Annotated in this window: 12 protein-coding genes and 1 pseudogene; 8 read left to right on the top strand and 5 right to left on the bottom strand. The window is 69.3% G+C overall.

The features are described 5' to 3' along the window. Window positions 1–289: 289 nt before the first annotated feature. The 8 genes from OG828_RS13195 (at window position 290) to OG828_RS13155 (ending at window position 8,817) form a co-directional block, all read left to right on the top strand. Entirely contained in the window at window positions 290–1,531 is a 1,242-nt protein-coding gene (locus OG828_RS13195; protein ID WP_328354744.1) for an ROK family transcriptional regulator, read from the top strand. Window positions 1,532–1,550: 19 nt separating this feature from the next. Then, window positions 1,551–2,363 carry an ABC transporter permease gene (locus tag OG828_RS13190; protein ID WP_328354741.1) on the top strand — a complete coding sequence of 271 codons (813 nt, stop codon included), beginning with the start codon at window positions 1,551–1,553 and terminating at the stop codon, window positions 2,361–2,363. Continuing rightward, the gene (locus OG828_RS13185) at window positions 2,360–3,139 is read left to right on the top strand and encodes an ABC transporter ATP-binding protein (RefSeq protein ID WP_328501240.1); all 780 of its coding nucleotides are present in this window, start codon (window positions 2,360–2,362) and stop codon (window positions 3,137–3,139) included. Before OG828_RS13190 ends, OG828_RS13185 begins: the two co-directional genes overlap by 4 nt. Window positions 3,140–3,206: 67 nt before the next feature. Beyond that, on the top strand, window positions 3,207–4,193 hold the full coding sequence (locus tag OG828_RS13180; RefSeq protein WP_328438025.1) for an aliphatic sulfonate ABC transporter substrate-binding protein: 987 nt from the start codon (window positions 3,207–3,209) through the stop codon (window positions 4,191–4,193). Between the two features lie 87 nt (window positions 4,194–4,280). After that, window positions 4,281–5,816 (top strand): sulfatase-like hydrolase/transferase, encoded by a 1,536-nt coding sequence (locus tag OG828_RS13175; protein WP_328504864.1) that lies wholly within the window; start codon window positions 4,281–4,283, stop codon window positions 5,814–5,816. Continuing rightward, the gene (locus OG828_RS13170; RefSeq protein ID WP_328501239.1) at window positions 5,813–6,790 is read left to right on the top strand and encodes a formylglycine-generating enzyme family protein; all 978 of its coding nucleotides are present in this window, start codon (window positions 5,813–5,815) and stop codon (window positions 6,788–6,790) included. The genes OG828_RS13175 and OG828_RS13170 overlap by 4 nt, the downstream gene beginning before the upstream one ends. A 139-nt stretch (window positions 6,791–6,929) precedes the next feature. Continuing rightward, the gene (locus tag OG828_RS13165; protein ID WP_328501238.1) at window positions 6,930–8,090 is read left to right on the top strand and encodes a serine hydrolase domain-containing protein; all 1,161 of its coding nucleotides are present in this window, start codon (window positions 6,930–6,932) and stop codon (window positions 8,088–8,090) included. 265 nt (window positions 8,091–8,355) lie between these two features. Then, entirely contained in the window at window positions 8,356–8,817 is a 462-nt protein-coding gene (locus OG828_RS13155) for a hypothetical protein (RefSeq protein ID WP_443062398.1), read from the top strand. Window positions 8,818–9,268: 451 nt separating this feature from the next. Here the strand turns inward: OG828_RS13155 and OG828_RS49515 are convergent. The 5 genes and pseudogenes from OG828_RS49515 to OG828_RS13130 form a co-directional block, all read right to left on the bottom strand. Further along, window positions 9,269–9,751 (bottom strand): annotated as a pseudogene (locus tag OG828_RS49515) (helix-turn-helix domain-containing protein); the annotation flags it as partial. Window positions 9,752–10,096: 345 nt separating this feature from the next. Further along, a complete protein-coding gene (locus OG828_RS13145) occupies window positions 10,097–11,119 on the bottom strand; it encodes a helix-turn-helix transcriptional regulator (RefSeq protein WP_328501235.1) in 1,023 nt (340 codons plus the stop codon). A gap of 57 nt (window positions 11,120–11,176) precedes the next feature. Then, on the bottom strand, window positions 11,177–14,878 hold the full coding sequence (locus OG828_RS13140; RefSeq protein ID WP_328501234.1) for a S8 family serine peptidase: 3,702 nt from the start codon (window positions 14,876–14,878) through the stop codon (window positions 11,177–11,179). 232 nt (window positions 14,879–15,110) lie between these two features. Then, window positions 15,111–16,112, bottom strand: coding sequence for a response regulator transcription factor (locus OG828_RS13135; protein ID WP_328354717.1), 1,002 nt, complete (start codon window positions 16,110–16,112; stop codon window positions 15,111–15,113). A gap of 71 nt (window positions 16,113–16,183) precedes the next feature. Beyond that, window positions 16,184–19,861 carry a S8 family peptidase gene (locus tag OG828_RS13130; RefSeq protein ID WP_328501233.1) on the bottom strand — a complete coding sequence of 1,226 codons (3,678 nt, stop codon included), beginning with the start codon at window positions 19,859–19,861 and terminating at the stop codon, window positions 16,184–16,186. Window positions 19,862–20,057 lie beyond the last annotated feature (196 nt).

Genomic DNA, 20,057 nt, shown 5'->3' with positions numbered 1-20,057 from the left:
CATGTCCTCCTCGTCAGGCCGCCCGGGGACGGCATGACGCCCAGGATGCGAACGGCAGCGGTATTTCGTCAACAGCCCGGAAAATTAATCCGGATCGGGTGCTCCGGGGGCGTGGTTTCGGCCGGGGCGGCCCCAACCGTCGTGCGTTACCGAAGCGTTACGAGCCGGGTGGCAACGTAGACTTTCCAAGTAACCCCAGGTCACGAGCGCTGGTGTCGGCTGCGTCCGAGGGGTGGCGGCGGCGAAATGATTTCGTCCGGCTCGTTGACGAAAATATTCGGCCCCCCACATGCTGTCCGGCATGCACCCACACGACGGTCCGCTGACCCGGCTCCGGCGCAGCCATGAGCAAGCCGTACTCGAGCAGCTGCGCAAGTACGGTCCGCTGAGCCGTGCCGAGCTGGGCACCCGCAGCGGGCTTTCCCGCACCACGCTCTACGACATCGTCGCCGGCCTGGTGACCAGCGGTGCGGTGGTCGCCGGCACGCCGTATGTCGAGGCGCGCAAGCGGGGGCGTCCGGTGGAGAAGCTCAGCCTCAACCCGGCCGCCGGGGAGGCGGTGGGTATCGACTTCGCGCGCCGCGCCGTGCATGTCGCCGCGGTCAACCTCGCCCACGAAGTGGTCGGTTCGGCCAGTGAGGGGCATGCCGGGGACCTGTCCTGGCCCGAGCGGGTGGACATCGCGGTACGGCTGCTCGACTCGCTGACGACCGATGCGCCGGGGGAGTCGGGGGCCGGCGGCCCAGGGCGGGCACAGGCCGTTCATCTCGGCGCGCTCCGTGCGATCGGCGTCGGCGTGGTCGGTCCGACCACCGACCCCGGCAGTGAGAGCGCCCACGCGCAGGGCATCGACGGTCTGCCGGACCTGCTGCGCAAGCGGTTCGGGGTGCCGGTGCTGCTCGACAACAACACCCGCCTCGCAGCGCTCGCCGAAGCGGTGTGGGGCGCGGCGGCGGACAGCGGCGACGTGCTCTACCTGCGCCTGTCGCACGGTGTGGGCGGCGGCCTCGTCGTGGGCGGTGCGCTGCACCGGGGCAGGCACGGACTGTCCGGCGAGTTCGGACACATCACCGTGGACCCGGCCGGCGAGCGGTGCGAGTGCGGCAAGACCGGCTGCCTGGAGACCCTCGCCTCACTCGATGCGGTACTGCGCCGCCACCGGGCGGCGGGCGGCACAGCGGACACCCCTGCGCAGTTCCTGGACGCGGCAACGGCAGCCGACCCGCCCGCCCTTGAGGTCCTTGCCCGCGTCGGTGGCGAGGTCGGCGAAGTCCTCGCCGCGGTCTGTCACGCCGTCGGCCCCGGCGTCATCGTCGTCGGCGGCGAACTGGCCCAGGCCGGCGACGCCCTGCTCGAACCGGTCGAACAGGCCCTGCGACAGCACCTGATGCCGCTGGCCCGCCACCACGTGGACGTACGGCGCGCGACGCTCGGCGAGGCCGGCAGCGCCCTGGGCGGCATCGCCCTCGTACTCCATGAAACCCCCCTGCTCACCCATTACCCGCAGCCCGTCTCCGAGGAGAACGCATGAGGCCACCAGTGAGGAACACATGGCTGTGATCACCCCTCTCGACAAGACCGCCGCCCCTGAGCGGCGGCAGCAACAACCGCGTCGTACCGTTCGACCACTGGTCCTGGGCGCCCTGGCGCTCGCGGCGGGTGTCGGCGCCTGGGCCGTCGTGGCCGCCCTTGGACTGGTCGAGAACTTGCCCACGCCTGCGGCGGTGGCGAGCAAGGCCGGCACCATGATCGCCGACGGCACGCTGGCCTCCGATACGCTCGCCAGCCTGCGCCGGGTCTTCATCGGCTACGCCCTCGGTGTGGTCGTGGCGGTCCCGGTCGGCTTCCTCATGGGCTGGTACCCGGCGGTGCGCGCCGTGATCGAGCCGTACATCCAGTTCTTCCGCACGATCCCGCCGCTGGCGATGATCCCGCTGGCCGTGGTGCTGCTCGGGATCGGCGAGGTCCCGAAGATCGCCGTGATCTACCTGGCCTCATTCATGGCCTGCGTCGTGGCCTCCTTCCAGGGCGTCGTCGACGTGGACAAGACCCTGATCAACGCGGCCAGAGTGCTGGGCGCCTCGGACCGCGTCATCTTCGCCAAGGTGGTCGTGCCGGCGTCCACGCCGTTCATCCTCGTCGGCATGCGGATCGGCCTCGGCGCGTCCTGGGCCACCGTGGTCGCCGCCGAACTCATCGGTGCGCAGGAGGGATTGGGCTACCGGATGCAGAAGGCGGCCACCTGGTTCGACATGGACGCGATCTTCGTATCGCTGATCACTATCGGAGTACTCGGGCTCGTCATGGACCGGCTGCTGCTGCTGGCCGAGCGACGCCTCACCGGCTGGCAGGAGCGACGATGAACAGCAAGATCAGTTTCCGTGGCGTGGTGAAGACCTTCCCGCTGAAGGGCGTCACCTTCACGGCACTTGGCGGAGTGGACCTGGACATCGCGGACCAGGAGTTCGTCACCGTCGTAGGCCCGTCCGGCTGCGGCAAGTCCACGCTGATGAGCATGGCCGCCGGACTGCAGGAGCCCGACTCGGGCAGCGTCCTGGTCGACGGGAAGCCGGTGTCGGGTCCCGGCCCCGACCGGGGGGTGATCTTCCAGCAGTACGCCCTGTTCCCCTGGCTGACCGTGCGGCAGAACGTGGAGTTCGGGCTCAAACTCGCCTCCGTACCCGCCGAAGAGCGCAGGCGGCGCACGGACGAGGCCATCGCGCTCGTCGGACTCGGCGAGTTCGCCGACGCCCTGCCCAAGACGCTGTCCGGCGGCATGAAGCAGCGCTGCGCCATCGCCCGCGCGTACGCGGTGGACCCTCAAGTGCTGCTGATGGACGAGCCGTTCGGTGCTCTCGACGCGCTCACTCGGGTGCACTTGCAGGACCAGCTCCTTGCGACCTGGAGCCAGGAGAAGCGGACCGTGCTGTTCATCACCCATGACGTGGACGAGGCCATCTACCTGGCCAACCGTGTCGTCGTCATGGCGGCGGGCCCCGGGCGCATCCACCGCGTCATCGACGTGGACCTGCCCTACCCGCGTACGGAGGAGATCCGGCTGTCCGCGGAGTTCCGCCGCATCCGCAACGAAGTCTGGACGTCCGTCTACCACCAGGACGAAGCCGCCTCGGCCGCATAACCGCCGGTCGGCTTTCCGTTCCCCACTCTTCTACTGCCTCGTACTGCACCGAGAGGATCCACCCACCATGTCCCGAAGCACGGTCAGGCACGCCCTCATCACATTGCCCTCCGTATTCATACTGTCGCTGTCCGTGAGTGCGTGTTCCGGCGGCGGCTCCGGCGACGACTCCACGGTCAAGTTCGGCTACATCGGTGACTACAACGGGGCCAGTCTGCTGGCGATCGCCGAGAAGCAGGGGCTGTGGAAGAAGGCCGGGCTGACCGCGGACGTGAAGTCGTTCAACAACGGCCCGGTGCAGATCCAGGCGCTCAGTGCCGGCGACCTCGACTACGGCTACATCGGCCCCGGCGCCGTGTGGCTGCCCGCCTCCGGTCAGTCCAAGATCATCGCCATCAACACGCTCACGTACGCCGACCGGGTCATAGGACAGCCCGGGATGGAGTCCATGAAGGACCTCAAGGGCAAGCGGATCGGCGTGCCCGAGGGCACCTCCGGCGACATGATCCTCAACATCGCGCTGGAAGAGGCCGGGATGACCGACAAGGACATCTCCAAGGTCAACATGGATCCGTCCACGATCGTCTCCGCCTTCTCCTCCGGGAAGATCGACGGCGCCGGCTTCTTCTATCCGGCCATCGACACCATCAAGCAGAAGGTGCCGGACCTGGTGGAGGTCGCCAGCACCAAGGACACCGGGGACTCCTTCCCCACCGCGTTCGTCGCCGGCAACAAGGTGCCCGAGGAGAAGAACAGCAAGGTGGTCAAGGTCCTTCAGCAGGCCAACGACTGGCGTCAGGAACACCCCGAGGAGACCATCGCGCTCACCGCGAAGATGCTCGAGGTCTCCGAGGCCCAGACGAAGGCCGACGCCTCCCACGTCCAGACCCTCTCCACCGCGGACCTGGTCGCCAAGTCGAAGAGCGGTGAAGTGGACAAGTGGCTGAAGACGCTGGGCGACTTCTTCGTACGCAACAAGCAGCTGGACGAGAACCCCGATCCGGGTGAGTACTACGCGGGCGAGCTCTACGAGGAGGCGCAGGGCGGCGAGTAGGGCGGCCACCTGCACCGTCCCGACCCGCCCGTGAGGCAACGCGAACACGCCTCGTACGACCCGAAAGGCACAGTCTTGCGCCACAACATGCTCTTCCTCATGACCGACCAGCATCGCGTCGACACCCTCGGTGCCTACGGCAACCCGCACGTGCGCACCCCCAACCTGGACCGGCTCGCCGCGCAGGGCACCCGCTTCGACAGCTGTTACACGCCGACCGCCATCTGCACTCCGGCCCGCGCCAGCCTGCTGACCGGCGCGGCACCCTTCCGGCACAAGCTGCTCGCCAACTACGAGCGCAACGTGGGGTACCTCGAGGACCTGGCCGACGGCCAGTTCACCTTCGCCGAGCAACTGCGCAGCGAGGGCTACAACCTCGGCCTCCTCGGCAAGTGGCACGGCGGCGTCCGGCGCACCGCCGCCGACTACGGCTTCCAGGGCCCCGACCTCGCCGGCTGGCACAACCCCGTCGATCACCCCGACTACCTGGCCTACCTCAAGGAGAACGGCCTGCCCGGGTACGCCATCAGCGACCGGATGCGCGGCACGACCCCCAACGGCAGCCCCGGCAACCTCCTCGCGGCCCGGCTGCACCAGCCCGTCGAGGCCACCTTCGAGTACTACCTGGCCACCCGCACCATCGAGATGCTCCACCGCTTCGCCGGGAGTGAGCAGGCGGGGGAGGGCGCCCCGTTCTTCCTCGCCACGCACTTCTTCGGCCCGCACCTGCCGTACATCCTCCCCGACGAGTACTTCGACCTGTACGACCCGGACCTGGTGGAGCTGCCCGCATCCATCGGGGAGACCTTCGCGGGCAAGCCACCGGTGCAGAGCAACTACAGCAAGCTGTGGGCGTTCGACACCATGCCGATCGAGGACAGCCGCAAACTCATCGCCGTCTACTGGGGGTACGTCACGCTCATCGACGAGCAGATCGGCCGCATCCTCGACGCCGTACGGGAGTTGGGCCTGGATGAGCGCACCGCGGTGTGCTTCACCGCCGACCACGGCGAGTTCACCGGCGCCCACCGGCTGCACGACAAGGGCCCCGCCATGTACGAGGACATCTACCGCATCCCCGGGCTGCTGCGGGTGCCGGGCGCCGTACCCGGCCAGGTGCGCGATGAGTTCGTCTCCCTCACCGACTACACGGCGACCATCCTGGAACTCGCCGGCAGCGACCCCGCCCCGGCCGTCGACAGCCGCAGCCTGCTGCCCCTTGCCCGCGGCGAACGGCCCGTCTGGGACGAGCACCATCTGGCCGAGTACCACGGCCACCACTTCCCGTACCCGCAGCGCATGCTGCGCACCCGGCGCTACAAGCTGGTCGTCAACCCCGAGTCGCGCAACGAGCTGTACGACCTTCAGACCGACCCGGACGAGCTCCTCAACCGCTACGACCACCCCGAACTCCGGGACATACGCACACAGTTGATGCACCGCCTGTACCGCCTGCTACGGGACCGCGGCGACAACTTCTTCCACTGGATGACACCCATGTACGACGTGCCGACCGACCATGACACCACCCTGTCGTCGTTCGAGACGGAGAAGGGCGGCGGCGCGGGCCCCTCGACGCCCACCGGTACGGAAGCCTCGAGGCCGGTCCTCGGTACGCGATGAGCAGCCCACCGAGCGCAGGCCGGGCCCATCCCTCCTGTTGCGCCCCCTCCCGCGCCGGCGCCGATGCCGCCGGCGCGGGACCGGTCGCCCTGGCGCTCACGCCGCCCACCGCACGCACCCGGCCGCCCGGCTACGACACCCGCGTCGCCCTGCCCGGCGGAACCTTCCGTATGGGCACCGAGGACGCGGACGCGAACCCCGGCGACCGGGAGGGCCCCATCCGTGAGGTGGCCGTGGACGCGTTCGCCATCGACGCCTACGCCGTGACCACCGCCCGCTTCGCCGCCTTCGTCGCGGACACCGGGCACCGCACCGAGGCCGAGCGCCACGGCTGGAGCTTCGTCTTCGCCCGCTTTCTGCCAGGCGAATTGAGACGCATCTCCTCCCGCCCCGACGCCACCCCGTGGTGGTGCGGCGTGCAGGGAGCCACCTGGCGCACCCCGGAGGGACCCGGCAGCGACCTCGAAGGCCGCTGGGACCATCCCGTCACCCACGTCGGCTGGTCCGACGCCAAGGCGTTCGCCGAGTGGGCCGGCGGACGGCTGCCCACCGAAACCGAATGGGAGTACGCCGCCCGCGGCGGCCTCGACCAGGCCCGTTACCCATGGGGCGACGAACTCACCCCCGACGGCGAGCACCGCTGCAACATCTGGCAGGGCACCTTCCCCACCAAGAACACCGCCGAGGACGGCTACACCGGAACCGCCCCCGTCCACGCCTTCCCGCCGAACGCCTACGGGCTCTACAACGTCTCCGGAAACGTGTGGGAGTGGTGCGCCGACCCGTGGGACACCAAGTCGCGGGAGCTGCGCGTCATGCGCGGAGGCTCGTACCTGTGCCACGACTCGTACTGCAACCGCTACCGGGTCGCCGCCCGCACGGCCAACACCGCCGACAGCACGACGGGCAACCTAGGCTTCCGGGTCGCCTACCCCGACGACGGCCCGCGAGTCTCCCTCGACGGCTGGCGGTAGCCATCATGCGGGCCGCCGGGAGCGAGCAGTCCCACAGGCAAGTCCCTTACTGACTCGGCACCGTCACATCGGCCGCGCTCATTTCCCCCACCCTGCTCGCCTTCCCCCTTCCCCCTTCCTCCTGAGCGATTGAAGAACGATGATGACTGATCAGCCGCCTCAGACCCTTGCCGACCTCGGCCTCTTCACCGGCGCGCCGCAGTACGAGAACTTCTGCCGGATCAAGGACTTCGCGGACGTGCGGGAGATGGCCCCCTCGTCAAAGCCGCACGCCTGGCCTGTGGGGGACACGATCACGCTTCCTGATGCGTACGAGGTCGACGGCACCGTCCGGTCGACCGAGGAGTTCCTGGCCGACACGGACACAGCGGCGCTTCTCGTGCTGATCGATGGCGAGATCCGATACGAGCGGTACCTGCTCACCGGCGGGCCGGACGTGCCGTGGGTGTCCATGTCGGTGGCCAAGAGCTTCGTCTCCGCCCTCGTAGGCATCGCGGTCGAGGAGGGGCACATCCGGAGTATCGACGAGGCGATCAGCGCTTACGTGCCGGTACTGCCCGGCTCCGCGTACGACAGGGTCACGATCAGGGACGTCCTGCAGATGTCGTCTGGCGCCCGCTGGAACGAGGACTACAGCGACCCGGACTCGGACATCTTCCGGCTCAGCCTGGCCACGCTGGGCATCGGCGGCACACTCGACGGCTTCGTCGCGAACATGGTGCGCGCGAGTAAGCCGGGCACCGTCTGCCGCTACAACTCCGGGGAGACGCAGGTGCTGGGCGCGCTCGTGGCCCATGCGACAGGCCGCACGATGGGCGACTACATGCAGGAAAAGCTGTGCGAGCCGCTCGGCATGACCTCGCCCGGCTACTGGGTCCTCGACCCGGCCGGAACGGAGATGGCTTACGGCGGGCTCAACCTCACCGCCCGCGACTACGCCCGGATCGGCGAGCTGTACCGGTGCGGCGGCGTGTGGCAGGGCGAGCAGATCATCCCCGCCACATGGGTGCGCGACTCGGTGACCGTCGCCGCCCCGCACCTGGAGCCCGGCCGCCCGGTCATCGGCGGCCACCCGACCGGCCTGGGTTACGGCTACCACTGGTGGCTCCCGGCCGGCGACCGCGGCGAGTTCAGCGCGATCGGTGTCTACAACCAGTTCGTCTACGTCGCCCCGACCGCCCGCACCACCATCGTCAAGCTCTCCGCCAACCGCAGGTACGGCACCTCCGCAAAAGAGTCCACCAACCGCGAGATGGAAACGGTCACCTTCCTGCGCGCGCTCGCTCGACGCAACAACTGAGAGGGCGTCAAGTCCGTTTCTGGTAGATGCCTCGTCCGGGGTTGAGTGAGGAAGGCTTGGCGGGTGAGGCGTCCGAGGCGGCTTCGGGTGACGTTCAGGCCCTGATCGGCGCTTTGACCTGGACTAATCCTACGGCGCAGCCGTCGTGGGCCGACGTTGTCGATCTTCGGAGGGCCGTGGTGGCGGTCGAGTTCTTGTCGGATGAGCACCAGCCCGGTACGGGTCGTTCTACGGGGCGCCGTCTCGTACGGAGTTGGAGCGGGCCGTGGCGGAGCGTACGGCCGCGGGCGGCACGGTCGTGTTCGTCGATCACGACCCGCGGCGGTTGGCGGGGGTACGGACGCGACGTACGCCGTGGTCGAGGGTGGACTCAACTTCCGTACGGCTCAAGGCAGTTCCGCCCCTCTGGGACCGCAGGAACCGCAGGGTCCGCGAGTCGTCGTCGAGGTTCAGGGACCACCGGGCGCCCAGCCTCCCCCCGGACGCGGCACGGCTCGTCACGTCCGTCGAGAAGGTCGAGAACACCGAGGGCATCGAGGAGGCGCGGGCCGGCAGGCTTCGCCAGGATCGCGAGGCCGGGGGCGACGCCGAGGTGCTGGGCGGAGGTGAGCCGCGCCGAGGCGATCTCCGGTTCCACTCCATGGACTGCGGCCTGGTCCGGGCGATGACGCCGGTCCCGAAGCCGAGGGCGATCACCAGCGTCGCCGGTGCCATCCCAGTCCGGTAGTCCGTCTCGGTCGCGATCAGGGAGGACCAGACCAGCGGGCTCGCGCTGCGGCACTGGGTGAGCGCGAACGCGAGAGGAGCGTGACCGTACCCCCGTGCCGCCGGTGCCGAGTACCGCTCCCACGGCCTCCAGCCGTCCGGTGTGGCGCTCCGCGTCCACGACGTGCACTGGCCTGAGAGCCTGCCTGGCGCAGGATGGCGACGATCTGGTCGACTTGCGCCTGTGACAGAGGAGGCGCGCCCTCGGCCTTGGCGGCTCCCGCCTTCCGGAGGTTCTCGAGTACGGCCGGAGAGGCCAGGTGGCGCGGCCATCGTGTTCGCGAGGCGCTCTGATTGTCGGCGTGCTCTACGCTCACGGTCGTGGCTGCCGAGCGTCGAGCTGACCGTGGTACATCGCTGCTGTCCTCGGCTGTGTCGCCTGCTGCAGCTGATGAACCCGACAGTTGCCTCCTTCCGGCCAGGTCCATCTGCCACAGGTGCATCGGCACCTCACGCTGCCACGGGCGGTACTTGCGCGGATGCTGCTGTTCCTGGGCGCGGACCAGGCCATTGCGGGACAGCACCCGGTGGACCGTGGCCCGCGACGGCGCCGACTCCAGCCCGCGGCCGGACAACTCGTGGGAGATCCGGCGGGCACCCCACCGGGGATGCCGGCGGCGCAGCTCGCAGATCTCGGCCTCAACCTCGGCGGACAGGCGCGTGGGACTGTTCCGCGGCCGGCGGGAGCGATCCAGCAGACCGGACATGCCCTCCTGCTCGAACCGCCGCCGCCAGCTGCGCAGGGTCTGGCGCGAGGTGCCGTACCGGGCCGCGACCTCACCGATCGGAGACCCGCCGAGCACTTCGCGGACAGCCTGGTAGCGGTACTCGGCCAACTGCTGTATATCCACGACTCCGACGGAAGCACCCCTGCCGCACCGGCAGGTGGGGGACAGCGGACGTTCAGCCGAACGTGTCAACCATGTCCAGAGCACAAACGGTTAAGCATCTCCTGAGACCGCACAGCGACAGCCTCCTTCCTCAAGTACGAGCCGCTCTCGACTCGTCAGCCGAACACGTGGCCCATGACCGACGAAGCCGGTGCCAAGCGCGGAAGCTCGGCTCGGACCCCGGGTCGATCGCAACGTCGGATTTCAGGGGAGGTGGCGTTCTCAAGTACCGCAATCGAAGCATGTCTCAGTACGTGCTGCGCAGCCTGATCCGCAAGTAGGCGATCCGGTACGGCGGTTGAGGGGCCGCATCCCTGGCTGGACAGGGGTGCGGCCCCTCGCGTCATACCGTCACACCCAGCCGCGCTGCGCCGCCCGTAACCCCAGCTGGAAACGGCTCGCCGCGCCCAGCCGCTCCTGCAGTTCGCTCACCCGCCGACGCAGCGTCCGCAGGCTCACCCCCAGGTGCCGCGCCACCGCCTCGTCCTTCATGCCGGCGGCGAGAAGCCTCGTCAATGCCCGTTCACCCTCGGAGAGTTCGCCGTCGGCGACCGGCTGACCGAGCGGCGTCGCCTGCTGCCAGGCCAGCTCGAAGAGCTTCTGCAGCGCTTCGGTCACCGCCGAGTGCCGTACCACCGCCGCGCAGTAGCCGCCCGCGGCGGAGGCGGTCAGCGGGAGCATCGCCCTGCGGCCGTCGACCACCAGCAGCTTGACCGGCACGGAGGGCAACACCCGGGCCTGCTCGCCGAGTTCGACCATCTTCCAGGCGTGGTACAGCACGTCCGGGTCCTCCAGGGCGGTGGCCGCGTACACCGTGCGGTAGACGATGCCACGGCTGAGCAGATCCGCCTGGAGGTCCAACTGCGGGGTGCGCGGGGCGAGATACGGGGGAGTGTCGAAGACGCACACCTCGTGCTCGGCGCGCGCGTAAAGCTCCTCCAGGCGCGCGGCGTTGGCGCCCTCGCCCGACACGACGTCGACCAGGCGCGACGGTTCCTCGCGCAGCAGCCCCGCCTCGTACGCCGTCGCCATATCGTCGGCGGTGGCGGCGAGCAGCTCGGACTCGGTCTCGCGTCGCCGGATCAGGGCGCGGATCGCCACGCGCGGATCGACGGCCCGTAACCCGCCGGTGGAATCGGGCGGCTGAAGAAGACCGAGTGTGAGCAGCCGATCGCAGGCCTCGCGCACCCGGGCGGGGGAGGCGTCGGTGAGCCGTGCCCAGCCGCCCGCGCCCGCATCGGGCTGATGAAGAATCGCCTGGTACAGCAGCTCGTCGAAGGCAGAGACCCCCACCGCGGCCCAGGGGCTCGCGGCAGGGGTCTGTCTTGGTGCCGGGCTCTGTCTGAGTGCCGAGTCGTATGCCGTGTTCACCATGGCCCGGCACGGTAGACGATCTGTGTTAAAGCTGTCGCACGGCTTCTGGCGGCGCTCCTACTTCAGGCCATACGCCCGCAGTACGGTCTGATCGACCTGGTTTCCGGCACCGTCGGAGGCCTGCACGCGCAGCGACACGAACTCCGCGCCCTTCGGGTGTTTGATCTCGGCCTTGCCCTTCCGGACCTTCGCCTCCTTCCAGGACGCGCCGTCGTCGTACGAGACCCAGGCCTTGAGGGCCTTGGCCTTGACGCTCCCCTCCTGATCCCGGACGGAGAGCCCGAGCTCCAGCTTCCGCTTGGATTCGGCACGGTTGAGGAGGTCGAGCCCGTCCAGGTCGTAGTCGACGGAGAGCAGGGGCAACGCCGTCGCCTCGTCGGTGTGCGCCGAGGCGAAGGACCATTCGGTGTGGGTGCTCGTCGAGTACGGCGTCCAGCCGGCCTTGCGCTGGGTGTCGAGCACGAAGCGGTACGAGGCCTTCGCCGCCGGGACGTCGAAGATGCCGTACCCGCCGAGCGTCGAGTCGCCGACCAGCTGCCCGTCCGCGTAGAGCTTGCCCTGCGCGGTGTCGCTCACGTCTCTCACATACCCGTAGTGACCGGGCATAGAGTCGCTCAACTCAGCTACCTGGAGGGTGAGTTTGTCGCCGGTGCGCTCCGAGAGGCCGTACTCGCTGCTCGTCGCCGGGCGTACCACCTGGCGCAGCCAGTCCTCGCTCGGCTGGGTGCCCGCCTTGCCGTAGGTCCGCAAGGTGTTCCACTGGGCCCCGTACGCCTCCCAGGACGGGTAGACGGCGTGCCAGACACGGGTGTCGGGGCTCACGTTGAAGTACTCGGTGCGTTCCTGGCCGAGTTGCATGTAGTCACTGGACTCGACGCCGACGAGTTGCCAGGGGCGGAACGTGTAGACGGTGTCCGCCCCCAACTCGCCCGCCCTGCCCGCGTAGTAACGGCTCGTCACCTTCGCCGTGGTGGAGCGGTCCAGGGTGTACGTCTGGTCCGGCGAGATCGCTCCGGACTGCGGGAGGGTCACGTTGTAGACGTACGGGCTGACCTCTGTGCCGCCCAGCTTGAGCGTGACCTTCTTGCTGCTCTTCAGCAGGGTGGTGAGCTTCTCGCCGTCCTCGCCGGTGGCGATCATCACCGGCATCGTCGCCCTGTCCACGGCCGTGAGCCAGTGGCCGGCCTTCTTGCGATACGCGATCAGATAACTCGCCCCCGCCTCAGCCGCGTTGGCCATCGCCTCGTCCGGCCCCCACGTGTTGGCGGGGACCCCGACCACCACCGCCTTGCCCTTGACGTCCAGTCCCTTGAAGTCGGCCGCCGTGCCGGCGCCCGCGTACACTGCCCGCACTTTCCGGTCACCGGTGATCTTCACCGGGAAGTCGTTGTACGTGTTGGCGTAGTCGAGCGGCAGCGCGTACTGCTCGGGGCTGGTGACGCTCGCCGTCAACTCCTTGGCGTACAGACGGAACTTGGCGTAGAACTCGAGGGTTCCCTCGGTGACCTTCTTGGTCGGCGCCACATAGATGTGCTCGGTCCAGGGGCCCTGGCTGTACGTCAACCCCCAGGAGCTGCCGGGCCCTTCGCGGTGCCAGGAGGTACTGAAGCCCTGGTGCTCGGTGTCCTCCTTGGTCTTCGGCTTGATCTCCACCGCCTTGCGCGCGTCGAGCGTGACCTCGGTGTCCCCGTCGACCTTGATCTCGGGATTACCGACGACCGACGTGCCGACGGCTACGCCGCCCGCGTCGGTGTCGTAGATCCAGGTGGCCATGGAGTACGTACCGGCCGGGACCTCCCAGGTCCCGGTGGCGCCAACGGAGCCGTAGGCGTTGGCGTAGGCGCCGTTCAGCTCCTGCAACGTGTAGAGCGACCCCCCGGTGGTCGGCTTGCCGTCGCGGCCCACGAGGGAGACCTTCAGGGCGTGCGTCTTCGGCGCCTTCTCGAAGCCGACACCCGTCGTGACCAGGATGCCGTCGGCGGTCGCGGTGATGTGGCCCGTGTACCGGCCCTGGGCTGCCTGCGCCGGGTCGACGCCGACCGGGACCTTGGCGGTGCCCTTCGCGGGCACGGTCACGGTGCCGGCCCCCAGGGTGACATCGGCGAGGGACGACGAGAGCTTCAACTCCACCGGCGTGTCAGTGGTGTTGGTGTAGGTGATGTCCTTGCTGCCGACCTCCGTGTCGCCGTCCTCGTACTTGCCGAAGCTCAGCGTCGAGGTCCCGAAGACGTTCTGCTTGACCGCCCGCACGGCGTCGACGCGGCCGTCGCCCTGCTCGAACACGGAGTTGTCGGCGTTCGTCTTCGCGGTACTGGCCAGGGCCTGCTTGATCTGCTCGCCCGTCCAGTCCGGATGGGCCTGCGCGACCAGCGCCGCCGCGCCCGCCACGTGCGGGGTCGCCATCGAAGTGCCGTTGGCCGCCGTGTAGTTGTCGTCGAGCGGCGTGCCCATGGAGGTACCGGAGGCGCGGGCCGCCGTGATGGCCACGCCCGGCGCGGTGATCTCCGGCTTGACCGCGGAGTCACCGAGGCGCGGACCACGGCTGGAGAACGAGGCCAGCTTGTCGGACTTGTCGACCGCGCCGACCGTGAGCGCCGAGTCGGCGATGCCCGGCGTACCGACGGTCTGCGCCCGCGGGCCCGAGTTGCCCGAGGCGATCACGAAGAGGGTGCCGGTCGACGCGGACAGCTCGTCCACCGTCTCGCTCATCGGGTCCGAGGGGCCGGAGGCCGTACCGCCGAGGGACATGGAGACGATGTCCGCGCCGGAGTCCGCCGCCCACTGCATGCCGGCGATGATCCACGACGTCTGGCCGGAGCCCGCGTTGTTGAGGACCTTGCCGACCATCAGCTCCGCGCCCGGCGCCACACCCTTGCGCTTGCCGTCGGAGGCAGCGCCCGAGCCTGCGATCGTGGACGCGACATGGGTGCCGTGACCGTGGCCGTCCTGTACCTCCTGATCGGGCACGAAGGTCTTCGAGTCCGTGATCTTGCCAGCGAGGTCCGGGTGTCCGGTGTCCGCGCCCGTGTCCAGGACGGCGATCTTGACGCCCTTGCCGTCGTAGCCCGCCTGCCACACCTCGGGGGCGCCGATCTGCGGGACGCTGACGTCGAGGGACGCCTTGACCTTGGCGTCCAGCCAGAGCTTGTCGAGGCCGCTGCCGAACTGCCTTGCCGCCTTGGTCGTGGGCTCGGCGGCGGCCGTGTTCTCGGCGTCGGGGGCGACGTCCGCCCAGAACTTCTCGGCGGTGGACTTCTTCGCGGTGAGCGCGGCGCCGTCGATGCCGGGCAGGGACAGCGTCCTGCGCGCGCCCTCGGGGATGGTGTTCCCCTGGCGGTAGGTGGCGATCAGCGGGATGGCGCCGGTCTTCGAGTCCGCGTACCCCTGCTTGACGAGTTGGGTGACGTTGAACAGAGCCGGGTCGATACGGCCCGCTTGAAGCAGAGGGATCGCGTCGTCCGGTGCGACGCTGACCTCGCCCTCCTGCTCGCTCGACAGGAAGGTGGCGAACTCGCGGCCCTTGCCGCGCCGGACGTCGACGGCGGACTTGCCGTCGGCGGCGGTGGTGAGGGTGACCGTGTCACCGGTGATGAGCGTGACGGTCTGCGTGCTGGTGGTGCCTGGCGCGGTGACGCTCGGCACGGGCGTGGCGCCCGGCTCGGTGACCGGGGACTCGGGGCCGGCCATCGCGGGGGTGATGGCCCCCGCGAGCAGTCCGGCCGCTCCTGCCACGGCCCAGAGGGCGTGGAGTCTTCGCATGTGTGGACTTCCTCCCCTGAACACTGAAATCGCTTCCGGCCTGGTAAGCGGAAGCCAGTGATCAGGGTGGGCGCTGCGGGAATGCGGCTCAAGGGATTCCTGTGGCCGGGGCGTGCCAATGCCCCCTTCGGCCAAGGCTGTTGACGGTCGGCCTGATCCGCAATTGATCTGCAAGTAGGCTCCCTTGTACGGAAGTCGGGCCGCGCCCCGTACGGGGTGCGGCCCCTCGCGATCAGAGCCAGCCGCGTTGCGAAGCCTGCACCCCCAGCTGGAACCTGCTCGTCGCCCCCAGCCGCTCCTGCAGCTCACTCACCCGCCGCCGCAGGGTCCGCAGGCTCACCCCCAGATGACGGGCCACCGCCTCGTCCTTCAAGCCGGCCGCCAGCAACCTGATCAACGTCCGTTCGCCCTCGGCGAGTTCGCCGTCGCCGACCGGCCGGCCGAGCGGTGTCGCCTGCTGCCAGGCCATCTCGAAGAGCTTCTGCAGGGCTTCGGTCACCGCCGAGTGCCACACCACGACGGCGCAGTAGCCGCCCGCCGCGGAGGGGGTCAGCGGGAGCATCGCCCTGCGGCCGTCGACCACCAGCAGCTTGACCGGCACGGAGGGCAACACCCGGGCCTGCTCACCGAGTTCGACCATCCTCCAGGTGCGGGAGAGGACTTTCGGATCTTCGAGGCCGGTCGCCGCGTAGATCCCGCGAGAGGCGATCCCGCGGCTGAGCAGATCGGTCTGGAGATCCAACTGCCGTGTGGGCGGTGCAAGATACGGAGGCGTGTCGAAGAGGCACACCTCGTGTTCGGCGCGCGCGTACATCTCCTCCAGGCGAGCGGCGATGGCACCCTCGCCGGAAGCGACCTCGATCAGCCGGGACGGCTCCTCACGCAGCAGCCCGGCCTCGTACGCGGTAGCCATCTCCTCAGCGGTGGCGGCGAGCAGTTCGGACACCGTCTCGCGCCGTCTGATCAGTCCGCGGACCGCCACTCTCGGGTCGATCGCGCGTAATCCCCCCATGGAATCCGGCGGTTGGAGCAGCCCGACCGCGAGCAGTTGGTTGCAGGATTCGCGCACCCGGGCCGGGGAAGCGCCGGTCAGGAGCGCCCAGCCGGCCGCGCCGGCATCGGGCTGGTGGAGGATCGCCTGGTATACCCGCTCGTCGAAGGCGGAGACCCCCACCGCGGCCCAGGGGCTCGCGGCAGGGGTCTGGTCTGCCGTGTCGTATGCCGTGTTCACCATGGCTCGGCACGGTAGGCAATGTTTGTTAAGGCTGTTGGTACCGGCCCGGCATGCCGTCTACTTCAGGCCGTCTACTTCAGGCCGAACGCCCGCACCACGGTCTGGTCGACCGCGTTGCCGTTCCGGTCGGCGGCCCGCACGCGCAGCGACACGAACTCGGCGCCCTTCGGGTGCTTGAGCTCCGCCTTGCCGTGCCGGACCTTCACCTCCTTCCAGGTCGTGCCGTCGTCGTAGGAGACCCAGGCCTTCAGCTGACCGGTCGTGATGCTCTTGTGCTGGTCCCGGACGGAGAGTCCGAGCTCCGACCTCCCCTTGGACTCGACCCGGTTCAGGAGGTCCAGCCCGTCCACGTCGTAATCGACGGAGAGCAGCGGCAGCGCCGTCTGCTGTTCCGTGCGCGCCGAGGCGAAGGACCATTCGGTGTGGGTGCTCGTGGAGTACGTCGCCCAGTCGGCCGTGCGCCGGGCGTCGAGAACGAAGCGGTACGCGGTCTTCGCCGCCGGGACGTCGAAGGTTCCTGAGCCGCGTACGGAGTCGCCGATCAGCTTCCCGTCCGCGTACAGCGCGCCCTTCGCGGTGTCCTGGGCATTGTCCACGTACCCGTAGTGACCGGGTGCGGCATCGCTCAACTCCGGTACTTTGAGGGTGAGTTTGTCGCCGGTGCGCTGGGAGACGCCGTACTGCTCACTGGACGCCGGGCGCACGACCTGGCGCAGCCAGTCCTCGGTGGGTACCCGGCCCGCCTTGTCGAAGGTCCGCAGGGTGTTCCACTGGGACAGGGGCGCATTCACGTCGGGGTAGACGGCGTGCCAGACACGGGTGTCGGGGGAGACGTTGTAGTACTCGGTGCGCTCCGTACCGAGTGGCGTCTTGTAGCTGGCCTCAACGGCGGCGGACTGCGAGGGGCGGTACCGGTAGACGGCGTCCTTGCCGACCTGGCCGGCCTTGCCCCCGTGGTAACGGACCTTGTGCCGCACGGTGTTGGAGCTGTTCAGGGAGTACGTCTGGGTCTTCGCGATGGCGCCGGTCTGCGGGAACATCACGTTGTAGACGTACGGGCTGACCGCCGTGCCGTCCAGCTTCAGCGTGACCTTCTTCCCGCTCTCGAGCAGTGCCCCGAGTCTCGCGCCGTCCTCGCCGGTGGCGACCATCAGCGGGATCGTCGCGCTGTCCACCCAGGAGATCCAGTACCCGGGCGTCTCGCGGTACGCGATCACGTAACCGGCCCCGGCCTTGGTCGCGTTGGCCAGCGCCTCGTCCGCCGTCTTCCCGGCCGGCAGCCGGACGACCGCCACCTTGCCCTTGACGTCGAGCCCTTCGAAGTCGGCCGCGCTGCCGCTGCCGGCGGCCACCGCCCGCACCTTCCGCTCGCCGCTGAACCCCGCCGGGAGGCCGTTCCGCGTCTGTGCGTAGTCGAGGGGAAGCGCGTACGTCTCGGGACTGGTGACGCTCGCCGTCAACTCCTTGGCGGCCAGCCGGAACTTGGAGACGAACTCGAACACGCCCTCCGTGACCTTCTCGGTCGGAGCGACGTAGATACGGTCGGTCCACCAGTTCTGAAGGTACGTCACCCTGAGGGCGGAACCCGGACCTTCCCGGTGCCAGCTGGTGGTGAACCCCTGGAACTCGGAGTCCTCCTTGGTCTTCATCTTGATCTCGACCGCTTTGCGGGCGTCGAGGACGACCTCGGTGTCCTTGTCGACCTTGATCTCGGGATCACCGACGACCGAGGTGGCGACCTCCAGTGCGCCCGCGTCCCGCTCCGGGATCCAGGCCGCCGTGGAGTACGTGCCGGCCGGCACGTTGAGGGTGTAGCCGCTGCCGATGTACCCGGTCGTTGCCGGGTACGCGCCGTTCAGCTCCTGCAACATGAAGATCGATGGCGAGGTGGACGGCTTGCCGCCGCGGTTCACCACCGACACCTTCAGGCGGTAGGTCTTCGGCTGCTTCTCGAAGCCGACGGCCGTGGTGACCCGGACGCCGTCGGCGCTCGCGGTGATGTGGCCCGTGTACCGGCCCTCGGCCTGGTCGGCGGGGGCGACCGTGACAGCGACGGTGGTGGTGCCGTTCGCCGGGACGGTCACGAGGCCCGTGGCCGGGGTGGCCGCGGTGAGGGACGAGGAGAGCTTCAACTCCACTGCTTCGTCAGTGGTGTTGGTGTACGTGATGTCCTTGCTGTCGGTCTCGGTGTCGCTGTCCTTGTACGTGCCGAAGCTGAGCGCCGGGGTCGCGAAGACGCCCTGCTCGACGGCCTGCACGGCGTCCACCCGGCCGTCGCCCTGCTCGAACACGGTGGTGTCCGGGCTGGTCTTCGCGGTGCTGGCGAGGGCCTGTTTGATCTGCCGGCCCGTCCAGTCCGGATGCGCCTGGGCGACGAGCGCGGCCACGCCTGATACGTGCGGGGTCGCCATCGAAGTGCCGTTCGCCGACGTGTAGGTGTCGTCGACGGGTGTGCCCATGCTGGTACCTGCGGCACGGGCCGCGACGATGCCCACGCCCGGCGCGGTGATCTCCGGCTTGATCGCGGAGTCACCGAGGCGCGGGCCCCGGCTGGAGAAGGAGGCCAGCTTGTCGGACTTGTCGACCGCGCCCACCGTCAGCGCGGAGTCGGCGATGCCGGGCGTGCCGATGGTCCCCTCCGCCGGGCCGGTGTTGCCGGCGGCGACCACGAAGAGGGTGCCTGTGGACGCGGACAGCTCGTCCACGGTCTCGCTCAGCACGTCGGAGGGGCCCGACGCGGTACCGCCCAGCGACATCGAGACGATCTTCGCTCCCGAGTTCGCCGCCCATTGCATGCCCTCGAGGATCCAGGAGGTCTGGCCGCGACCGTCGTTGCCCAGCACCTTGCCGACCAGCAGCTCCGCACCGGGGGCCGCGCCCTTGAGCTTGCCGTCCGAGGCCGCGCCCGAGCCGACGATCGTGGACGCCACGTGGGTGCCGTGGCCGTGACCGTCCTGCACGGCCTGGTCGGGCACGAAGGTACGCGACTCGGCGATCCTGCCCGCGAGGTCCGGGTGCCCGGCGTCCACGCCGGTGTCCAGGACCGCGACCTTGACGCCCTTGCCGTCGTAGCCGGACTGCCACACCTCGGGCGCGCCGATCTGCGGAACACTCACATCGAGGGACGCCTCCACTTTGGCGTCCAGCCAGATCTTCTCGATGCCCTCACCGAGCAGGCGTGCGGCCTTCGAGGTCGGTTCGGTGCCGGGCGCGGGGGCGATGTCCGCCCAGAACGCGGTGGACTTCTCGGCGCTCAGTGCGGCGCCGTCGATCCCGGGGAGCGCGAGGGTGCGACGCGCGCCGTCGGGGGTCGCACTGCCCTTGGTGTAGGTCGCGATGACCGGGGTGGCCCCGGCTCGGGCGTCGGTGTAGCTCTGCTTCACCAGCTGGGTGATGTTGAACAGGGCGGGGTCGAGGCGGCCCGCCTGGATCAGCGGGAGCGCGTCGGAGGGCAAGACGCTGATCTCGCCGTCGCGTTCGCTGGACAGGAAGGTGGCGGTCTCACGGCCCTCGCCACGCTGTACGTCCACGGCGTACTTGCCGTCCGGGCCGGTCGTGAGCGACACGGTGTCGCCGGTGATGAGGGTGACGGTCTGCGTGTTCGTGGCACCGGTCTTGGCGCCGCTCTGCACGGGCGTGGCGTCCGGTGCGGTGACCGGTAATCCGGAACCGGCCGCCGTGGGCGTGATGGCGGCCGTCAGTAGTCCTGCCGCTCCTGCCACAGCCCAGAGGGCATGGAGTCTTCGCATGGGTGGCGTCCTCCCCTGAACGCTGCCGACGCTTCCGGCCTGGTGGACGGAAGCCAGTGATCAGAGTGAGCGCCGCACGCAAAGCGACTCAAGGGATTGCTGTGGCCGAGGCGTGCCAATGCACCCTTCGGCCACAGCAGTTGAGGGCCCGCAGGCCACCGACGTTTCTGCGTTTCTACGGACGACGCGGACCGCC

The sequence above is a fragment of the Streptomyces sp. NBC_00457 genome, from assembly GCF_036014015.1.
In the GTDB taxonomy this organism is placed as follows: domain Bacteria; phylum Actinomycetota; class Actinomycetes; order Streptomycetales; family Streptomycetaceae; genus Streptomyces.
The sequence above is the reverse complement of the archived record's forward strand: the minus strand, read 5'-3'. Positions and strand labels throughout refer to the sequence as shown.

Coding starts and splice junctions, on each gene's coding strand:
- OG828_RS13195 (WP_328354744.1), top strand. CDS start 290: ATGCTGTCCGGCATGCACCCACACGACGGTCCGCTGACCCGGCTCCGG.
- OG828_RS13140 (WP_328501234.1), bottom strand. CDS start 14,878: ATGCGAAGACTCCACGCCCTCTGGGCCGTGGCAGGAGCGGCCGGACTG.
- OG828_RS13185 (WP_328501240.1), top strand. CDS start 2,360: ATGAACAGCAAGATCAGTTTCCGTGGCGTGGTGAAGACCTTCCCGCTG.
- OG828_RS13170 (WP_328501239.1), top strand. CDS start 5,813: ATGAGCAGCCCACCGAGCGCAGGCCGGGCCCATCCCTCCTGTTGCGCC.
- OG828_RS13135 (WP_328354717.1), bottom strand. CDS start 16,112: ATGGTGAACACGGCATACGACACGGCAGACCAGACCCCTGCCGCGAGC.
- OG828_RS13180 (WP_328438025.1), top strand. CDS start 3,207: ATGTCCCGAAGCACGGTCAGGCACGCCCTCATCACATTGCCCTCCGTA.
- OG828_RS13175 (WP_328504864.1), top strand. CDS start 4,281: ATGCTCTTCCTCATGACCGACCAGCATCGCGTCGACACCCTCGGTGCC.
- OG828_RS13145 (WP_328501235.1), bottom strand. CDS start 11,119: ATGGTGAACACGGCATACGACTCGGCACTCAGACAGAGCCCGGCACCA.
- OG828_RS13165 (WP_328501238.1), top strand. CDS start 6,930: ATGATGACTGATCAGCCGCCTCAGACCCTTGCCGACCTCGGCCTCTTC.
- OG828_RS13190 (WP_328354741.1), top strand. CDS start 1,551: ATGGCTGTGATCACCCCTCTCGACAAGACCGCCGCCCCTGAGCGGCGG.
- OG828_RS13130 (WP_328501233.1), bottom strand. CDS start 19,861: ATGCGAAGACTCCATGCCCTCTGGGCTGTGGCAGGAGCGGCAGGACTA.